Source organism: Neobacillus sp. PS2-9 (assembly GCF_030915525.1).
GTDB lineage: Bacteria > Bacillota > Bacilli > Bacillales > Cytobacillaceae > Neobacillus.
Genome location: NZ_CP133269.1, coordinates 2,782,645 through 2,801,544, shown reverse-complemented (window position 1 = coordinate 2,801,544; position 18,900 = coordinate 2,782,645). Strand labels below are relative to the sequence as shown.

Genomic DNA, 18,900 nt, shown 5'->3' with positions numbered 1-18,900 from the left:
TTGAGTATTGAAAGGAATTCAATTGTTACCATTGATGTAACAAATATAAAAACAACTAAAGAATTACATACGCTTTTAAAAGAGAGGCTAGATTTTCCTGATTTTTATGGGGAGAATTGGGATGCTTTTTGGGATGTGATTACAGGACTTATTGAATTACCAACTATAGTTCAGTTTATTGGGTGGTCGTATTTAGAAAAAAACTTACCGACTGATGCTGAAGTTTTGCTAGAATGTTTAAACGAATACAATAAAGAATATCCTGACGAAAAAACAGAGTTCTTCTTCAACAACGGGGGCTAACTGTTAAAAAGGGGTGTGTAAATGAAACAATTTGATGTAGTGAAAATTACAAAAGATTTGCCCAATGAAAGTATTACCAAAGGGCAAATCGGGACAATCTTAGAAGTTTACGATTATAAGTATTTCGAAGTAGAAATATGTGATAGTAATGGGAACACAAAATATTTAGGTGCATTATCACGAGATTTACTGGTAGTTGTTGTTTAACTAAGGGTGCGTTAGTTCAATACGACTTGAAAATTAATACGGTAAGTAGACTAATTCCATTATCGGACAGGGCTTTTTTTATAAACAAAAAGCACCGCAAATACGGTGCAAATTGATAAGCATTTTACTATACATTTTTAGCTGTAAATTAACGTTTTGCGATAGGCAACGGAACCCGTTAGAAAAACGGTGCCCTTTTTTTACTAAATTTAAGTTGTTTTATCTTAGATTTTTCTTACTAGAATCGGGGTAATTATAAGTGTTTTAATATAAAAACTCCCAATAAGAGAACCCCTTAAGGAAATTCTTGTCACCTTTTGCATTATCTAATGGAACCATGAGGCAAAACGGCATGCACACCTTTCGCACCGTTCACCACTTGAGTTATTCTCAGGTCAACCGCGACACTAGCTAAGGCCATAGCCTCTACTTTTTCAATACGATGAAACTCTTGGATAAGTTCCACCATGTCATTTAGTGCAGTAGCAGCGGCCACGTTTAAATCTTCATCAAAACCAAAGGTAATCCAACCTGTAGGAGTCTTGGCTCGAGGCATGGTTAACTCAAAATCATCTCTGACAATCAATGTCACATCGACTAAATCCATCGGACACTCAATCGCTGTCCCGGAAACTTCACCATCCCCCTGAAGGGCATGTCCATCCCCAATCGAAAATAATGCGCCATCTACGCCAATTGGCAAATACAGGGTGCTGCCTTTGACTAATTCCTTGCAATCAATGTTTCCGCCGCAATAACGAGGAGGGGAGGTAACATGTACGCCTGGTTTTGAAGGAGCGACACCCATAAGTCCAATGAAGGGCTGCAATCCAACATGAAATTGGTTACCGCCGATTTGGGCAGTCCCGTTCATTGTTGTTGCATTTAACTCCCAGTCCACTTGAATTCTTGCGGTTTCAGATAAGCCTACACTATCATTCTGCCAATTCTTGAATCCGCCAGCCCAATTGCGCCCATACCAGCCAGGCACGACATCATTCAATTTCACCTCTAACACCATTCCAGGCTTTGCCCCACGAATAGCGATTGGACCAATCATTGGATGTCTTCGATCTTCTTCATTAACCGCTGACTCAAAAACTACTCTTTCTTCATTTTTAGAACTAGAATATCCCCATTCAATATCAGGAGTTGTTACTTGTACGGTATCACCGGAATCAATTGTTAAAATTGGTTGGTAGTCCTTGCTGAAGGACCCATGTAGATTCTCGGATTTTAAGTCTAGTTTATGTATCATGGTGTTCACTCCTTTAATAGCTTAGATGACTAAAGAATGTTTCTATACTATTTTATAATAACTAAAAACTTTTTGAAAAAACATAATTTTACCTACTTTTCTATCAAGTAGTAATGTTCATATTGGGAAAATATTAAATTTTAAGTATTTTTAACACTCCATCAATAATAGTGTGGTAGTTTTATGAGGACTACACAAAAAGGAGTGATAATAATGACACGTCAACGCTTTTCTATCATTGCATTAATAATTCTACTTTTCTCTTCAACGCTCTTTACTGAACCACCGTTTGCTTCAGCGGAGAATGCACTTGACCCAGCTCCACAGCTGCAGCCTGTTGGGACAGCTAATGGTAAGAAAATCTTATTTGATAATACACATGGGCAAACTGCTGGTGCAGCAGATTGGGTTTTGGATGGGGGATTCTCTGATTTTGCTAATGCCTTAGCAAACAAAGGCTATTATGCAAAAGAACTGCGAAAAACAACTCCAATTACCTATGAGGACTTGATAGGCTATAATGTATTTATTATTGGAGAAGCCAATATCCCTTACAAAAGTTCTGAACAGGCTGCCATGATCCAATATGTGCAGAATGGAGGAAGTATCTTTTTTATTGGAGACCATTATAACGCGGACCGCAACAAAAACCGCTGGGATGCATCAGAGGTCTTTAATGGGTATCGACGTGGTGCCAATTCCAATCCTGCAAAAGGAATGACCACAGAGGAGGCTTCGTCTGCAGCCATGCAGGGGGTAACAGGATCAGACTGGCTTTCAACCAACTTTGGAATCCGATTTCGATATAACGCGATTGGCGATGTAACAGCTAATGATATTGTAGCACCAAGTCAAGCGTTCGGAATTACTACTGGTGTATCGACTGTTGCCATGCATGCGGGTTCTACATTAGCCATAACGGATCCAAACAAGGCAAAAGGTATTGTCTTTCTTCCTTCAACAACTACGGCTTGGGGCAATGCTGTTGATCAAGGCGTGTATAATGGTGGGGGTAGAGCGGAGGGCCCTTATGCTGCGGTATCCAAGCTTGGATTAGGAAAAGCAGCTTTTATCGGTGATTCCTCACCAGTAGAGGATGCGACGCCTAAGTACCTGCGTGAGGAAACAGGTACAACGAAGACAACCTACGATGGGTTTAAGGAACAGAATGATGGTACTTTGCTTGTGAATATCATCGATTGGTTAGCCAAACAAGAAAGCTACACAGCGTTGTCTCAAGTAAGTGGATTGCAACTTGATCAGCCAACTTCCTTACTATCAATGGAAAATCCACAAACATCTACTGAGCCGGTTTCGGAACCGTGGGCAGCACCAGCAGCGGGCTATAAATGGTATGATACATCAACCTTTAAATCCGGGTCATACGGCTATGGCTCTGGCGGAACTGTTGGGACAACAGTATTAAATGAAAAGTTTGAGTCTGGAACTAAAACGGCATACTCTTCAGGAAATGTCACACTTGCAAGTGGTTCTTGGTACTTTAATAATGCTCTTATCGGTAATTTATCAACGGATAAGAAAACAGGGCTGCAGTCAACACGTGTTCAAGCATCTGGATCCCTAACCATGAATTTTGACGTAAGTGGAGCAAAAAGTATAAAAATTTCCCATGCCAATTTTGGTAGCGATACAGGGGCAAGCTGGCAGCTGCAAATGTCCACAAATGGTGGCTCGGCATGGACAAAAATTGGGAGCACAAATACAAGTACGTCTACACTAACTGTTAAAACCTTCACCCTTAGTCAAACGGCTCCCGCCCGATTCCGAATTGTCGTTTCAGGGACAACAGGAAAAAGACTTAATTTCGATGATATTGAGATTAGTAATTAATAAGGCGTCTGGAATTATCTAGATCGTATTAAGTTAGTAGAAAATGAGTCAAATTGTGAAATACAAAAGGAAACCCATTCATTAAAAAATTGAATGGGTTTCCTCATTTGTAATTTCGTAAACAGATATTAGATCGTATATTTATAGTAATCCTGTGAGTGATAGCTTCTAAAGCCACATGATTCATATAGCTTTAATGCATGAGAATTTTTAGCTTCGACCTCGAGAAAAACGGATAGCCCTTTTTGAACTTCTGTTTTAACAACCTTTGTTAATGCCTTTCTACCAATTCCTTTTCCCTGTAGTTCGGGAAACACAGCAAAGCCATAAATCCATGCTTCTCCATCGGCTTCAGCAACGCGGATTTTTCCGGCTGTTTTTCCATCCGCTTCAATGATAAAGTTTTGATCACTACTGTTTTCCCTAATCTGCTGATTGAACCGTCGTGCTTCTTCCTCATTAAATCCAAAGGCCGAGACTTCAAGCTGTATTTCTGCTTCGAAATCCTCTGTTGAGGTAGAAGGCCTTAAAGTAACAGAAGGATCCTCGGAAAGCTCCACCTTGTGCCACTTCATTTGATATTCTGCTACGTAAAACGTACAAGGGATAGCTGTTAAAAAATTCTTCGCCGATAGGGAGGAGCTTGGAGCATTTAATAAAATCTTCTTGATATTTCGCCTCTTAGCTTCCTCAATTCCTTTTTCAAGTAATCTAGTAAAAATACCTCTTCTGCGGTAATTGGGGTGTACCATTCCGCACAGTTCTACTTTATTGCCAAAATCATAACTACCAAGGAAACCGACAAGCTTGTCATCTTCATAATGAAAAAAGTCTTCTTTTTCCTGTCCTGATCTATTTTCAAGCATGTCATAATTAAGCTTCAGGTGAAATCCTCCATCTTTCTCGCAAATCTCCTGAAGTTCTTTTATGCTAGCTAGTTCTTCCTGTGTTAACATCGCAGTCACCTCTATTTTTATAATCCTTTATGTTAATTCTTTTAGTCCTTGCTATTTTCCTTCTTTTAGAGATCTTGTAGCTTTGAAAATGATGGTTTGCTATAGTTATATAAAAAAAGGAGTGACCGCTATGGAATTTAACGATGTAATACACGGGCACAGATCTATCCGAGAATATGAAGATAGGGAAGTAAGTCAAGAACTCTTGGATCAAATTTTAGATGCGGGCATTCGTGCCTCTTCAAGTGGTAATATGCAATCATATTCCATTGTTGTCACAAAAGACAAAGAGCTTAAGAAAAAATTATACACCGCACATATGGACCAATCGATGGTAGTAGATGCACCGATTCTATTAACGTTTTGTGCTGATTTTAATCGAATGAGAAAATGGCTTGCGTTGAATGATGCACCTGTACAATTTGATAATTTCATGAGCTTTATGATTGGTGCCATTGATGCGACGTTGGCAGCACAAAACTGTGCTTTAGCAGCAGAAAGTGCAGGTCTGGGCATTTGCTACATGGGCTCAACGCTAGCCAATAGCGATCAAATTGGGGAACTGCTAAACTTACCACCCAATGTCGTACCAGTTGTGGGTTATTCATTAGGGTATCCTGCAGAAAACCCTGCTCCACGTGACCGACTGCCAAGACATGGACTTGTTCACTATGACCAATACCGTGATTTCTCGAATGAAGAAATTCAAGAAATCTATAAAGAGAGGGATGAAAAGGGCTGGAAACGCTACATGGACGTCCCTAGGCTGAAGGAAATGACAGAACGTTTAGGATTAAAGAATCTCGCTCAAATTTATACCATTGCCAAGTACACCAAAGAATCACATCATGAATATTCACAAACCGTTCTGAAATACCTAGAGAGCCAGAATTTCATGAAAAATGAGTAATACTTATTAATCTATAGAGTGGGATTGATGTAACCAATCCCACCTAGGATTTCACCATTAACTTAATTGTTCTTTGTTTTATGACTTGACTAGAAATGAGGATTTAGTTTATTCTAAACATTCATGCTTCCCGAATTGTAGTGAGAGGTGGCGAGTGAATCGAATGAGTGCCAAAGATCAAGTGACTGTCCGTGACCATAAAGACTATCAAGCAGAAATAGAACGCCTAGAGTTTACAAAAGAATACATACGAACGGTTTTAGACATTTCAAAGGGGAATAAAGAATTTTTCGTTGAAAATATGAAACAATCTTTTGCCGAACTGAATTCGCGTGATAGCAGTACGAGCTACACTGATCTTCTTGCGAATGCCAGTTTTTTGGAATTAGCTGCAAGTGAACTGAAAAGGTTAGAAAGCGTAATTGGCAAGCCTTATTTTTCAAGGATTGACTTTACAAGTCACTCTACGAACAAGGAAGAAGTTTTATACATAGGCAAAGTATCCTTGTTTGATCGCGTGACACAGCAGCCCATTATTGTGGATTGGAGGTCTCCGATTGCTAATGTCTACTATGATGGACGGCTGGGAGAGGTGTCCTATGATGCATATGGGGAGGAACAATCAGGTTACCTATCCTTAAAGAGGCAATATGACATCGTCGAGGGATTTTTAAAAGATATAAGAGACATCGATTTAACCACCCACGATGAGCTTTTGCAAAAATCTTTGTCTGGAAAAGCAGACAATCGATTAACAGAAATCGTGGCAACGATTCAAAATGAGCAAAATGAAGTGATTCGAGCATCTCTGAAGCACCCGATTATTGTACAAGGTGCCGCAGGAAGCGGAAAAACAACCATCGCACTCCATAGAATATCCTACTTTCTCTATTCCTTTGGATTTCAATTTCCTCCAGAAAAATTAATGATTCTCGCACCAAACCGACTGTTTATTGATTATATATCAGCCGTCCTACCTGAATTAGGGGTCAACAAAATCAATCAAACCACCTATATCGATTTTATGAGAAGCTGCCTAGGCCAGAAAATAAAGCTATTTTCCCCAAACTCCAAGCTGATGAAGCTTCTTGAAAATAACGGAACAAATAAATCGATTCAATGGGTTTCTAGCTATAAAGGTTCACTAGAATTTAAGGAAGTAATCGAGCTATATGTAAAAGAAATGCAATATAAGCTTGCCCCACAAGAAGATTTTGTCGTAGAAAATTCCGTTCTGATGAAGGGGCTTAAACTAAAAAAACTTTTTCTAAAAGAATATACCTACTTACCAATCTATAAAAGGATTGGAAAAATAAAGAACTTATTAGAAGAAGATTTGAAAAAGAAGAAATCGCTGATGTTATCGAATCTTAATAAGAAATATGAAGAGGCATTAGAGAAAGCCCTATATAACACGAAGCTGAGTCCTGATAAAAGAAAGCAAAAAGTTGTTTCCTTAATGGAAATGAAGGAAAAAAGACAAAAGAGGGTGGAGCAGGAGGCAAAGGTCGCAGTAAAAAAATATATGGATGCGTTTGTCATGAAAGATATTTTCACCTTGTATAAGGAACTAATGTCTTCTCCTGAAAAGATTAAAGAGCATTCCACTACTCTTACAGATCAAGAATGTAGGGTTCTAAGTAAATATTGTCAGCGAATTTTTAGTCGAGGAGCCTACGAGTTGGAAGATTTAGCTCCACTATTTCTCATGAAGGTAAAACTGGAAGGCATCGATGATAAATACAAGATGCGCAGTATTTTCATTGATGAAGCGCAGGATTACAGCTATTTCCAATTTGCCGCATTAAAAGAGGGTTTTGAAACGGATTTGTTCACAATTGTGGGAGATTTGGCACAAGGCATTCATTCCTATCGAGGCTTAAATAGCTGGGACCCGGTATTGAAAGAAATCTTCCCGAATGCAAATTATCAAGCCTTACAAAAAAGCTACCGGACAACTGTAGAAATCATGAATCTGGCAAACGAAATTTTGATGCTGATTGACCAAGACTTGCCAAAGGTTTTACCCGTCATTCGTCATGGGGATAAACCACGCTATAAAAGGATTGACCCTACGAATCTCGAACAGGTGAGGATGCAGCTGGAAAAAGATATATTCTTACTTAAGAATGAAGAGCTGCATTCCATCGCGATTATTGGTCGTACCGAAAGAGATTGTCAAAGGATTTATCAGCTTTTTGAAGATAGTCATCTTCCGATTCAGTTATTAGAAGAAAAAGAAGAAATGAAGAAGGGACATATCGTGATTTTACCTTCTTATTTATCAAAAGGGTTAGAGTTTGATGCCGTTTTACTCGTATGCTTAGAAGAACCGTATTCCCAAGTAGACTTGGACATCAAATTGTTGTACGTATCAATGACTAGACCGATGCATCGGTTGTATCTATATGGGAAAGAGCCGGCAGACTTTTTACTTACTAGAACGGACACTACTCATTTCGAAATGTAAAAAAGCAGGCAAGTAACATAGTTATGTAAGGATATTAATAGAACTTCTGAATTTGGAAAAGTGCCGTTCAAAATTGAACGGCACTTTGTCATTTTGCCTATACAAGAGTGTTGCTAGAGTTTAAGTTCAAAAATATGCTGTTGGCCTAATGAAAGAGGGATGTTATGGTTAACTATTAAAAAAATGTGTATAATAATAGTAAATTTCATAGATATTAGGAGCTGCTAAGATGAAATATTACCCTACACCAATTGATACATCGAAAATAGAATTAAGTTCTGAAATTCAGGCACTTACTGAGGTACTTGCTGAAAATACACATGATTTATGGGCACAGCAAAGAATCAAGGATGGCTGGAGATATGGTACTAATAGAGATGATATTCAAAAGACACATCCAGGGTTAAGGCCATATAACCAATTAACAGATACTGAAAAAGAATATGATCGAATTACGGCAATGAATACGTTAAAAGCTATAATGGCATTAGGATACAAAATAGAAAAGAAAGAGAATTAATGCATGAAACGCAATAAAAAATTATTATTAGCATTTGGTTGCTTAACCATATTAGGATTAATCCCATACTATTATCCACTGTTTAATAATTACATAAATATGCTAGTTACCCTTGTTTTCTTACTTTCTGGAATAGTTGGACTTGGAAATATATTGCTAGGGGTTTTGAAACCAACATATAAAAATAAATCTCAAATAATTCTATTTTTGATGTCAATCATTTGTGGTTTTACAGGGTATTCATTAGCTTTAGAACCGAATAACTATCTAAACATTCTCTATTACACTGCTAAGCTATTTACCATTAGTGTTGAACCCATCGGTTCACCTAAGAATCAAGTAGGCTATCAATATTCACTTTGGATTGAGTTAGCAAGGTGGTCCGCCGTGTTATTTATTACCTCAGCTGTACTTTCTAAATTGTATAATGTTACCTCAGATTCATTCGGGCGTATAAAAATTGTTATCCATAGAAAGCTATTAAATAAACGGCATATAGTTATTAGTGGTATGAATGAAGCTTCCGTGTTATTAGCAAAGGATTTGAGACGTAAAGAGGAATTAGTGGTGATTATTACGAGTCAAGTAGCTCATCCCCAAATCCCTTCACTCCGCGAAAGTGGCGTCACTTTTGTATTTGGAGAAACGCTAGAAACATCTGTATTAAAAAAGGCGAATGTGTTGGAATCGTCCCACTTAATACTTATGGATCATAATGAAGCAAAGAACATTGATGTTTTTATGAAGGTAAAGTCAATAATTAAACAGGAAAATAAAATCAAGAAACATAAGGTAAACTGTTTTTTACATATTAAAGATGATACATTTCATTCCATATTTGAAGAAATTGAGAACGAGATTATTGAGCTGGACGTACTTAGGCAGAGCTTGGATTTTCATTTGTTTAATCTGAACAAGCTTAAAGCAAAAATTTTATTTGAAGACCATCCGCTATATGAAAGCGGTAAAGTAAATATTAGAAGCAAGAATGAAAATGATGTTGCCCATCTATTAATAGTCGGGTTTGGGAATACAGGACAACAAGTTCTTTTACAGGCTGCAAGGTTAGGGCATTTCATCAATCGACAAAAACTCCATGTTACCATTGTAGATAAGAATGCAGATGCAAGGAAAAGTTCATTTCTTCGTCGGTATAAATTCATAGAAAAAGTATGCAAAATCAACTTTATTACAATGGATATTGATAGTGAAGAATTTAAAAAAGAAATGTTTGAAGTGAATGGGAAAGAGATTACGTATATCGTTATCTGTTTAGAATCTGACCACTTAGATTTCATCAGTAGTATGTTCCTACATGAAGAATATAAAGACATTCCAATTTTACTGGAGGTAAGAGATGATATTAAACTGGCAAATTGGATTCATATCAACTCTAAGAAATTTCAAAACCTCTATTGTTTCGGTGATTTACGGGAGATTGTTAGTAAGGAAGTTATTATTGATGAAAAACTTGATAATCTAGCAAAGGCAATCAATGACTTCTATCGTCAAGAAAATAGTAACGGGTATGAATGGGATCAGTTAACCACATTTTTGAAAGATTCTAACCGTTCACAGGCCGATCATATTTATACGAAACTTCAAACACTCGGACTTGAAATGAAAGAAAAGGGTCAAGTATTAGAGGATGATCTCGTTTTAGATGAAACTAAATATCTCCAAATTTGTCGCCCTTTTTTGGAGGATTTGGCAATTGCTGAACATAATCGTTGGTGTGCGTTTCATTATCTCAAGGGGTGGAACACGAAAATGACCGATTTATCGGTTGAAAGCCATCGTGATGAACACAATAAATTACATGCTGGGCTTGTTGAGTGGGAAAGACTGGTTGAGTTGTCTAGTGCAGACAAAGATTACCAGGATAATAACAGGGACACAATAATAAATATTTATAAAATTTTAGATTTTAATGGATATGCCATTTGTGAAAAGAGTTAGTTTATCAATATTTACGTAAAGATTGCTGCTGCCTAATTAAACAAAATAAAAAATAAACAGCTAAGCCCTATATGTTTAGAACTTAAGCTGTTTATTTTTTTTGAAGAGAAAAGTGCTAAGATACTAAGTTTAAAATATTAGTAACATCTTTTTCTATTTTTTGAAATTCTGGATGAGAAGGCCCTAAAAGTGATTGCCTGCGTCTAAATGCATGTTCCAGCTGTTCTTTTCTCTCTATAGATGGATCCATAATAAACTGAATTTTTGCCAATTCATATTCACATGCTGATATAAAATCTTCATGGGTGGGAAGGGTAGCTTTACATTGATGAATCGCTTGAAGTAATAAATCTACTGCCCCTTCAAAACGGTTTGTCATTGCATAGACAATTGCTAAATTCTTTAATATATGAATTTGATAAGCAATTTCAGTTTTCTCTTGTCTTAATAAACTTTGGTTAGCTTCGGTTAATAAAAGCTCTGCCTGTTCAACTTCATCCATTTTATAAAGTGTTTCTGCAACATAGTTTAGAATAAAAGCTGTATAAGGATGCTTTCTTCCGAGAGTCGTTGTGTAATTATCTAATGTCTGATTAATCAGGTCATAGGCTTCATTAAACTTTTCTTCCTGTAATCTAAGTTTAGCTAATGTTCCAATACTTTTAGCGGTCCGGTGATGTTTTTCGCCTAGAACCGTCTTAAATGTGTGAATCGCTTCCAAAACCAGTTTTTCCGCTTCTTGATACTTGCCTAACCAAATATTGGTCTGTGCTAAGCTATCTTTGGTGATGGCTGTTTCAGGGTGTTCCTCCCCAAATAGCTTACGCTGCATGAAATAGGCTTCATTTAAGTTTTGAGACGCCTCTTCGTACAACCCGTAATACATTAATTCACGACCATGTAAATATTTAGACGCTGCTAGTTCTTGGGTAGGGTAATCGTATAATTCTTCTTGGATTTCAATGGCAAGTTTGACTTTTTCTTCACTTCTTTTATAATTTCCACTTTGACTTAGAACATCTGAGAGTTGAAGAGCTGCTCTAGCCGTTTGAATCGTACTCTTTCCGAGTTTTTCGAACGTTAAGGAAAATACCTTTTCTGCAAACTCAACTGCTTGATCAAGCTGGAGGGTCATCATTAGTGCATATAATAAGTTTTTGCTTAATTCACTAGTAAGTGGATCCTCGACAACAAATAGGGACTCGAATTGGCGAAGAAATGGCTGATTTAATGATACAGCTTCATTGTATTTCCCCATTTTAATAAATAAAGATGTAATTCTATTTATTTGCTGTAGGTTTAGAGTATCTAGATCATCCTTCAGTTCTAGACTTGCAATGTAGCTTTCTACAGGATCATACATTATGGAAAGGATTGACCAATATTGTAATATTTCATATTCCTTATTAGCTTGAATATGACTGATAAACTCTTTTTCAGTCAGGCACTTTTTCAGTCCCTCGTAATCTTCTGATTTTAAATAGTGGTATGGTAATTCCTCTAGCACTCTTTGGCTCATCTTTTCGTTTCTAAAATAGGAAGCTAGGACTTTATGATAGAAAGAGCGATCCGAGATCTGATTAACATATCTATTTTCCACAGCTTTTCTAAAATAATCATGAAAGAAATCCAATACACCATCTTTATTCATAAAGTGATAGTCTAATACTAATAAGATTCTAGACAGGTTCAAACGGGTTAAGTGTTTCCCGTTATCAATTGAGATTATTTCATTTTCAGATAGACCCCTGCGAGATGTAAAAATATACATCATTAATGACTGGATCATTTCTTTTCCATAATCACTTTCTAACCGTTCCAATACAATCTGAAAAAGTTCATCTGTAGAACTTACACTTAAGTAATGGTCAATTCTTTCATTAATCTTTTCAAAGTTTCCAAAAATTCTTAGTTCATCTAGTACCGTTTTAAGGAAAATTGGAACCGAGCACTTTTCATCCTTAATAATTTTATTAAGCTGTTTAGTAGTGAGTTTTTTTCCATACATATTTAAATAAGAAGTGATTAATTTCTCTTTTTCAATGTCTGTTAATGGATGCAAATTCAACTTCTCCCAGTCTTCATAGGAGCCTTTACTTTTATCTGGAATGGTACTAACAACTAGCTTAACATGTGCCGGTAATCGATCAGGTAACCAACTTAATCCTTTTTCATTCGATTCCAATTGATTAACAGCATCAATCATTAAAATAATCTGCTCACCATTGGAATACAACAACCAAGTAGATAATTTGCTCTTTAACTCTTCTAAGGTATCAGGAATTGATTCGTGAATATTGTATCGTTTTTTAAGCTCTACGAAGATACGTTTCATAATATCCGTTGCCCAATATCCAGATGAAACTGCTCCAACATAATGGGTAAAAATAAATAGATTATCAGATTGATTGCCCAAGCGATGAGCCCAATTGGCAATTAACGCACTTTTTCCCGTGCCTGATTCACCTGTAATTAGAAGCTTAGAGGATTTAGATTGTAAAAAATAATCAAGTTCACGATAGTAGGATTCATTGTCAATATAGATGATTCTTCTCGTATGAGCAAAAACATTATGAAGTCGTCTCTCTTGCTCTACAGCAGAAACAACTTGATTGAGATTTGGATATTCTCGATCAAGCATTTTGACAAAATGATCAATCACTGCATTACTTAGTTCATGAACATTTGTAATCCCAGCTTTATAAGGGTAGCCTGACACTTTGATTTTATTAATCAGCTGTTCCAGCTTGGAACTCGCCAGATTGGTATCGTTCATCTCTTTGATATAGAAGGATGCTTCGCTCTTCTGTGCCTTTTGAAGTGCATACATAAATTCCATCTCAGTAATGGACATTTCATCATTAACATATTTTTTTATGTATTCAGAATACTTTTCTAATAATAATGGATCTTTCTTTACATCTGCATCTGTTGGAATCCATCCATATCGGTCGCCTATTATACCTATAAAATAAGGTCGGCATTTGTCAATTTCTTCAAAGCAAATACGGATGACTTGGCCGTTCTCTGCTTCTTCCTCAGGGATACCCCAACGCAGGTCTACATCAACTAAAGTAAGCCCTCTTTCCAAACAGATTCTACGAAGTTCAGGAAATGTATTTTTACTCAAATAGTCCCGTTCTCTTTGTAAATCTTGAAAGGTGGAAGAGATAAATAGCCTAATTTCATTCTCTTTATTCACACCAAATTCACCTCAATAAAGAATTAATCTATAAGACATTTTACCCTAGTTTATGTGGATGTGCACGCTTTAATGAGCTAAAGGTAATGAAAAGGAGAAATATGTAAGGGGGTTATATTTTATTTAAAAAAGAGGCCTTGTCCTTAATTGAGTAGCAAGCGATAGTAAAATAAGCGGAGATTTTTCGGTTATATTCAGAATAGAGCTTGTTCCGGGGTAAATAAGGGGAGGTTTTCCGATTACGCAAAGCGAAATTACACATTTTCACGTTTTTCGAGTCAATAGGCGGAATCTCTCCGTCTATTTAAGCTATTCTTAATTCTATTTACTAATTAAGAGAAATTTCTCCGTCTATTTATCAGATAGGGTGCTTAAACTGAGCCCCAATCGATAAGAGCGGATCCACACGATCCCAAATGCGGGAATCAGCATCTTTTTATCTACTAGTTTGAGAAAGTATTTTTCTTACCGTCTTGTCACTTATCTTCAAATACTTCTCGACTTCTATAAGAAACAGGCATGGGTCGGGAGTAACAACTCATGCCTGTTTTAATATGTAAACAAAAAGTTCGTAAAATGTTCACAAATCAATGAATCCATGATACTATTAGAAAGGTTTATAGAGGATGGAAAGTTCATTGATGTAAGTTAATAATAAATTGACTGTATATCCTGTTCTTCCATTGTGTCTGTAGCGGGATGGATTGCTAGTATAAATAATGCTCAGTTATCAGCCCACTGTAAAACGGTCCATGCATGGCATGGGAACCGATTTATGGTGGGCTTTTTTGCGTTTTCTCACAAAATACAGAAGGCAAAGAGACCAGCAATTGTCCCATTATTTAAGAAAAGGTTTTTATATTCAACAAATTGGAGGGAAAAATATGGCGTTTCATAGTTCACAGCGTATTGCGGAATTAGCGGTGGATGCTGGTGCAAAAAAGGCAACAATGAATCCTTTTCATGCACTTTTATTAGGATTTTTGGGAGGAGCTTTTATTTCCTTTGGTTTTTTATTAGACATTCGAGTGATTGCCAACTTACCACAGCAATGGGGTTCCTTTAGCTCATTATTAGGAGGAGCGGTGTTCCCTGTAGGTCTCATGTTAATCATTATTGCAGGTGGGGAGCTGCTAACAGGAAATATGATGGTTCTTCCGATTGCTGTTCTGGCCAAGCGTGCGACACTAGCACAACTAGGTAAAAATTGGCTGTTGGTATTAATCAGTAACTTTATTGGTGCGATCTTTGTCGCGTATTTCTTTGGTCACATCGTTGGCTTAACGGAAACAGGTCCATTTTTAACCAAAACTGTCGCTATAGCAGAGGCGAAGATTGATGAAACATTTATGAAGACCTTAATTTCTGCGATTGGCTGTAACTGGCTCGTTTGTTTAGGCGTTTGGCTTGCTTATGGCGCAGATGATATCGGAGGAAAAATACTTGCGATTTGGTTCCCGATTATGGCGTTTGTTGCAATCGGTTTTCAGCACGTGGTGGCTAACATGTTTGTCATCCCGGCAGCGATTTTTGCGGGTGAGGTCACATGGGCAGATTATCTCTCTAACTTTATTCCAGTCGTCATCGGAAACGCGATTGGCGGCGGTGTGTTTGTAGCCTTGATTTATTGGACTGTACACAAGGATTCCCTACAATCATCAACTAAAGCAAGATCAACTATCAAGAAAGCTAGTTGATTTGGAAGTTTAATAGATTTCTTTGTTTTTTACCAAGGAGGACTTACAGTGAAGGAAAAAGTGAATGTTCTTATCAACGGAACAGCACATGAAGTTGAAAAAGGAACACGTATTTTAGATTATTTACTAAAACAGGAAATGGAGCATCCGCACATCTGTTATTCTGAGGTTCTTGGACCGGTACAGAGCTGTGATACTTGTATGTGTGAAGTAAACGGCAATATTATGCGTGCATGTTCCACTGTGATTGAAGAAGGGATGGACATTTTGACTTCTTCTGAGCTTGCAAAAGAAGCCCAAGAGGAAGCCATGGACCGTATTCTTGAAAACCATTTATTATATTGCACCGTATGTGACAATAACAATGGGAATTGTCGTGTACATAATACCGCAGAAATGATGGGAGTCGAACACCAAACTAGACCACATCGTTCAAAGGGCTATGAAGTAGATATGTCTCACCCGTTTTATCGCTATGATCCTGATCAATGTATTTTGTGCGGCCGTTGTGTAGAAACCTGTCAGGATCTTCAAGTAAATGAAACCTTAACCATCAACTGGGAAACTGGGCAGCCACGTGTCTTATGGGACGGAGGAAAAAGCATTAACGAATCCTCATGTGTATCCTGCGGTCAGTGTGTGACAGTTTGCCCTTGTAATGCATTAATGGAAAAATCAATGCTTGGAAATGCTGGATTTATGACAGGCATTTCAGATGACTTGCTTACACCCATGATCGACATTGTCAAAGCGGTAGAGCCTGATTATCAAACAATCATGGCCGTTTCAGAAGTAGAAGCAGCTATGCGTGAAACTCGTATAGAGAAAACAAAAACAGTTTGTACGTTCTGCGGTGTAGGCTGTTCGTTTGACGTTTGGACAAAAGACCGTGAAATTCTCAAAATTGAACCATCTGAAAATGCCCCTGTAAACAGTGTCTCCACCTGTGTAAAAGGTAAATTTGGATGGGATTATGTAAATTCCGAAGAACGGATTACTACACCATTAATTCGTAAAGGTGATGTGTTTGTGGAAGCAAGTTGGGATGAGGCTCTTTCCCTCGTTGCGAATAAGCTTGGCGGGATTAAAGAAACCTATGGCAGCGATGCGATTGGGTTTATTTCTTCATCTAAAATTACGAACGAAGAAAATTACCTGATTCAAAAGATGGCTCGTCAAGTATTTGGAACCAATAATGTGGACAACTGTTCTCGTTATTGTCAGTCACCTGCATCATGGGGACTACAGCAAACTGGAGGCATTGGCGGCGACTCTGGAACGATTCAGGATATCGCGGGTGCTGGGCTTGTCATGCTCGTGGGATGTGCTCCTGCGGAAGGACATCCTGTCCTTGCCACCCGTATTAAGCGGGCGCAAAAACTTCACGGCCAAAAATTAATCACCGTGGACGTGCGCAGACATGAAATGGGTGACCGTGCCGACTTGTTCATTCGTCCAAAACAAGGAACGGATTATGTATGGCTTTCTGCTATTACGAAGTATATCATTGACCAAGGATGGCACGATGTGAAATTTATCACAGATCATGTGAATCACTATGATGAATTTTTGAAAATGATGGAGCCTTATAGTTTGGAAGAGGCAGAGAAGATTACAGGTATTGCGAAGGAAACATTAATTCAAATGGCAGAAATGATCCGCGATGCGGATGGAACAGCGATTTGTTGGGGAATGGGTGTCACGCAAAATATCGCGGGATCACACACATCTGTTGCGATTGCCAACCTGCTTCTTGCAACAGGCAACATGATGCGTCCAAATGCTGGTGCATACCCATTACGCGGACACAATAATGTACAAGGTGCAGCTGACATGGGAACCATGCCAAATATCTTCCCTGGCTATCAATCAGTAACAAATATTGAATTCCGTGAAAAATTTGAAAAGGCGTATGGAGTGAAAATTCCTGAAAATCCGGGTCTTGATAATATTGAAATGCTCGGAGCGGTAGATAGAGGCGAGATGAAGGCGATGTTCATCGCTGGCGAGGATATGGCTTGGGTCGATGCTGACTCGAATCATACACAGGCGATGCTTGCGAAATTAGATTTCCTTGTTGTTCAAGAAATCTTTTTAACAACAACCGCCCAATTTGCAGATGTTATTTTACCAGGGGCTCCTTCTCTTGAAAAAGATGGAACGTTTACCAATACCGAGCGTCGTGTACAGCGCTTGTACCAAGCATTACAGCCACTAGGCGATAGTAAACCGGACTGGGAGATTCTTACCCAGCTCGCGAAAAAGATGGGCTTTGATTGGAATTATACGCATCCAAGTGAGATTTTTGCCGAAATGGCAAGCTTAACACCTTTCTTCAGCCAGTGTAACTATGATGTGCTCGAAGGATGGAACAGCTTCCACTGGGGCTCTCTTGATGGATCAAACACGCCGCTCCTTTTCCAAGACGGCTTTAATTTCCCTGATAAAAAAGCACGATTTGGTTTGTTCGATTATGTACCGCCTATGGAGTTCCCGCAGGAATTCGATCTCGCGTTGGATAATGGACGTCTGTTGGAACACTTCCATGAAGGAAACTTAACACAGAAATCAGAGGGACTGAACTACAAATTCCCGAAAGTGTTTGTAGAGGTATCTCCGGAATTAGCGGAAGAACGAGGCGTAAAGGACGGTTCACTTGTACGTCTAGTCTCTCCATATGGAGCAATTAAACTGCCGGTACTCGTAACCGATCGGGTGCAAGGAAAAACAGTATATGTTCCAATGCATTCATCAAGCCACGAAAGTGCGGTGAACCTTCTTACTGGTGGGGCAGTTGATGTCGTCACACATACACCAGCTTACAAACAAGCGAAAGTACGGATGGAAGTGCTTGAAATGAACGGAGAAAATCCACTTCCAAAGTACAATCCGCGTAATGCGATCCGTACACCGCAAATGGGTCTTGAAATATACCGCAAGTGGGAACGCGGCGATTACGTTCCGATTGCAGATGTAAACGAGCATATTAACCCTGGTTTCTATGACAGGAGGAATGCGTAATGGCACAACCGATTAAAGTTATTCAAAAAACAGAATTGACAGAAGAACAAAAGAAAATGCAATCCCTGGAGAATCTTCTCTCTGGGGTTGCAGAAAATAAGGATTCGTTGCTCGAGACATTGAATTTGCTCCAAGAATTACACGATAGCGGAATCTTAGACGCTTTTGGAAGTCTTTTAAAAGCGAAAGAGAAAGCAGCAAAAATTGCGGTCGGTCAACTTACACGCCAGCCTGTTACAAACATGATCAACAATGCGATGGCGGCGGGCGGAATTCTGACAGAGCTGGATCCTGAAACAACAAGTAAGCTCGCCAAAAGCTTAATGGCTGGATTGAAAAAGGCTGAGCAGGGATTAAAAGAGGATTCCAAGCTTGGGCTCTTTGACCTAATGAAGGCCTTAAAGGATCCTGATATTAATCGTGTCTTAGGCTTTGGATTTAACCTGTTAAAAGGCATGGGTGAAGGCTTAAAAGAGTAATCTGAAAAAAACGCAAACCCATTCGTTTATGTTATGAATGGGTTTCCTCTTTCGAATCAAACTAAGT

General features: G+C 38.3%; 12 protein-coding genes and 1 pseudogene. 10 read left to right on the top strand and 3 right to left on the bottom strand.

Annotated features, from left to right (window positions below):
* Both RCG25_RS14115 and RCG25_RS14110 read left to right on the top strand, forming a co-directional pair.
* A complete protein-coding gene (locus RCG25_RS14115; protein ID WP_308079453.1) occupies positions 1 to 303 on the top strand; it encodes a barstar family protein in 303 nt (100 codons plus the stop codon).
* Between the two features lie 21 nt (positions 304 to 324).
* Complete coding sequence (locus RCG25_RS14110) at positions 325 to 510, top strand: DUF4926 domain-containing protein (protein ID WP_308079452.1); 186 nt, start codon at positions 325 to 327, stop codon at positions 508 to 510.
* 322 nt (positions 511 to 832) lie between these two features.
* Here the strand turns inward: RCG25_RS14110 and RCG25_RS14105 are convergent, their stop codons facing one another.
* Positions 833 to 1,768, bottom strand: coding sequence for an acetamidase/formamidase family protein (locus RCG25_RS14105; protein WP_308079451.1), 936 nt, complete (start codon positions 1,766 to 1,768; stop codon positions 833 to 835).
* Positions 1,769 to 1,981: 213 nt separating this feature from the next.
* Here RCG25_RS14105 and RCG25_RS14100 point away from each other — a divergent pair.
* Positions 1,982 to 3,385, top strand: a pseudogene (locus RCG25_RS14100) (Ig domain protein group 2 domain protein); the annotation flags it as partial.
* Between the two features lie 362 nt (positions 3,386 to 3,747).
* Here the strand turns inward: RCG25_RS14100 and RCG25_RS14095 are convergent.
* Positions 3,748 to 4,575 carry a GNAT family N-acetyltransferase gene (locus RCG25_RS14095; RefSeq protein ID WP_308079450.1) on the bottom strand — a complete coding sequence of 276 codons (828 nt, stop codon included), beginning with the start codon at positions 4,573 to 4,575 and terminating at the stop codon, positions 3,748 to 3,750.
* Positions 4,576 to 4,705: 130 nt separating this feature from the next.
* On the opposite strand from RCG25_RS14095, the gene RCG25_RS14090 reads away from it, so the two are divergent.
* From RCG25_RS14090 to RCG25_RS14075, 4 genes are all read left to right on the top strand, one after another.
* A complete protein-coding gene (locus RCG25_RS14090) occupies positions 4,706 to 5,485 on the top strand; it encodes a nitroreductase family protein (RefSeq protein ID WP_308079449.1) in 780 nt (259 codons plus the stop codon).
* Positions 5,486 to 5,648: 163 nt separating this feature from the next.
* A complete protein-coding gene (helD, locus tag RCG25_RS14085) occupies positions 5,649 to 7,955 on the top strand; it encodes an RNA polymerase recycling motor HelD (protein WP_308079448.1) in 2,307 nt (768 codons plus the stop codon).
* Positions 7,956 to 8,184: 229 nt separating this feature from the next.
* The gene (locus tag RCG25_RS14080; protein ID WP_308079447.1) at positions 8,185 to 8,475 is read left to right on the top strand and encodes a RyR domain-containing protein; all 291 of its coding nucleotides are present in this window, start codon (positions 8,185 to 8,187) and stop codon (positions 8,473 to 8,475) included.
* Between the two features lie 3 nt (positions 8,476 to 8,478).
* Positions 8,479 to 10,434 (top strand): NAD-binding protein, encoded by a 1,956-nt coding sequence (locus RCG25_RS14075; protein WP_308079446.1) that lies wholly within the window; start codon positions 8,479 to 8,481, stop codon positions 10,432 to 10,434.
* Between the two features lie 115 nt (positions 10,435 to 10,549).
* Here RCG25_RS14075 and RCG25_RS14070 read toward each other — a convergent pair whose 3' ends face one another.
* Entirely contained in the window at positions 10,550 to 13,636 is a 3,087-nt protein-coding gene (locus tag RCG25_RS14070; protein WP_308079445.1) for a tetratricopeptide repeat protein, read from the bottom strand.
* Positions 13,637 to 14,520: 884 nt separating this feature from the next.
* Between RCG25_RS14070 and RCG25_RS14065 the strand changes: the two genes are divergently transcribed.
* Genes RCG25_RS14065 through RCG25_RS14055 form a run of 3 tightly spaced genes read left to right on the top strand, consistent with a single transcriptional unit; the run spans position 14,521 to position 18,833 of the window.
* Positions 14,521 to 15,333 carry a formate/nitrite transporter family protein gene (locus RCG25_RS14065; protein WP_308079444.1) on the top strand — a complete coding sequence of 271 codons (813 nt, stop codon included), beginning with the start codon at positions 14,521 to 14,523 and terminating at the stop codon, positions 15,331 to 15,333.
* A 48-nt stretch (positions 15,334 to 15,381) separates the two neighbouring features.
* A complete protein-coding gene (gene fdhF / locus RCG25_RS14060) occupies positions 15,382 to 18,354 on the top strand; it encodes a formate dehydrogenase subunit alpha (RefSeq protein ID WP_374120993.1) in 2,973 nt (990 codons plus the stop codon).
* Positions 18,354 to 18,833, top strand: coding sequence for a helical membrane plugin domain-containing protein (locus RCG25_RS14055; RefSeq protein ID WP_308079443.1), 480 nt, complete (start codon positions 18,354 to 18,356; stop codon positions 18,831 to 18,833). The genes fdhF and RCG25_RS14055 overlap by 1 nt, the downstream gene beginning before the upstream one ends.
* Positions 18,834 to 18,900: the final 67 nt, after the last annotated feature.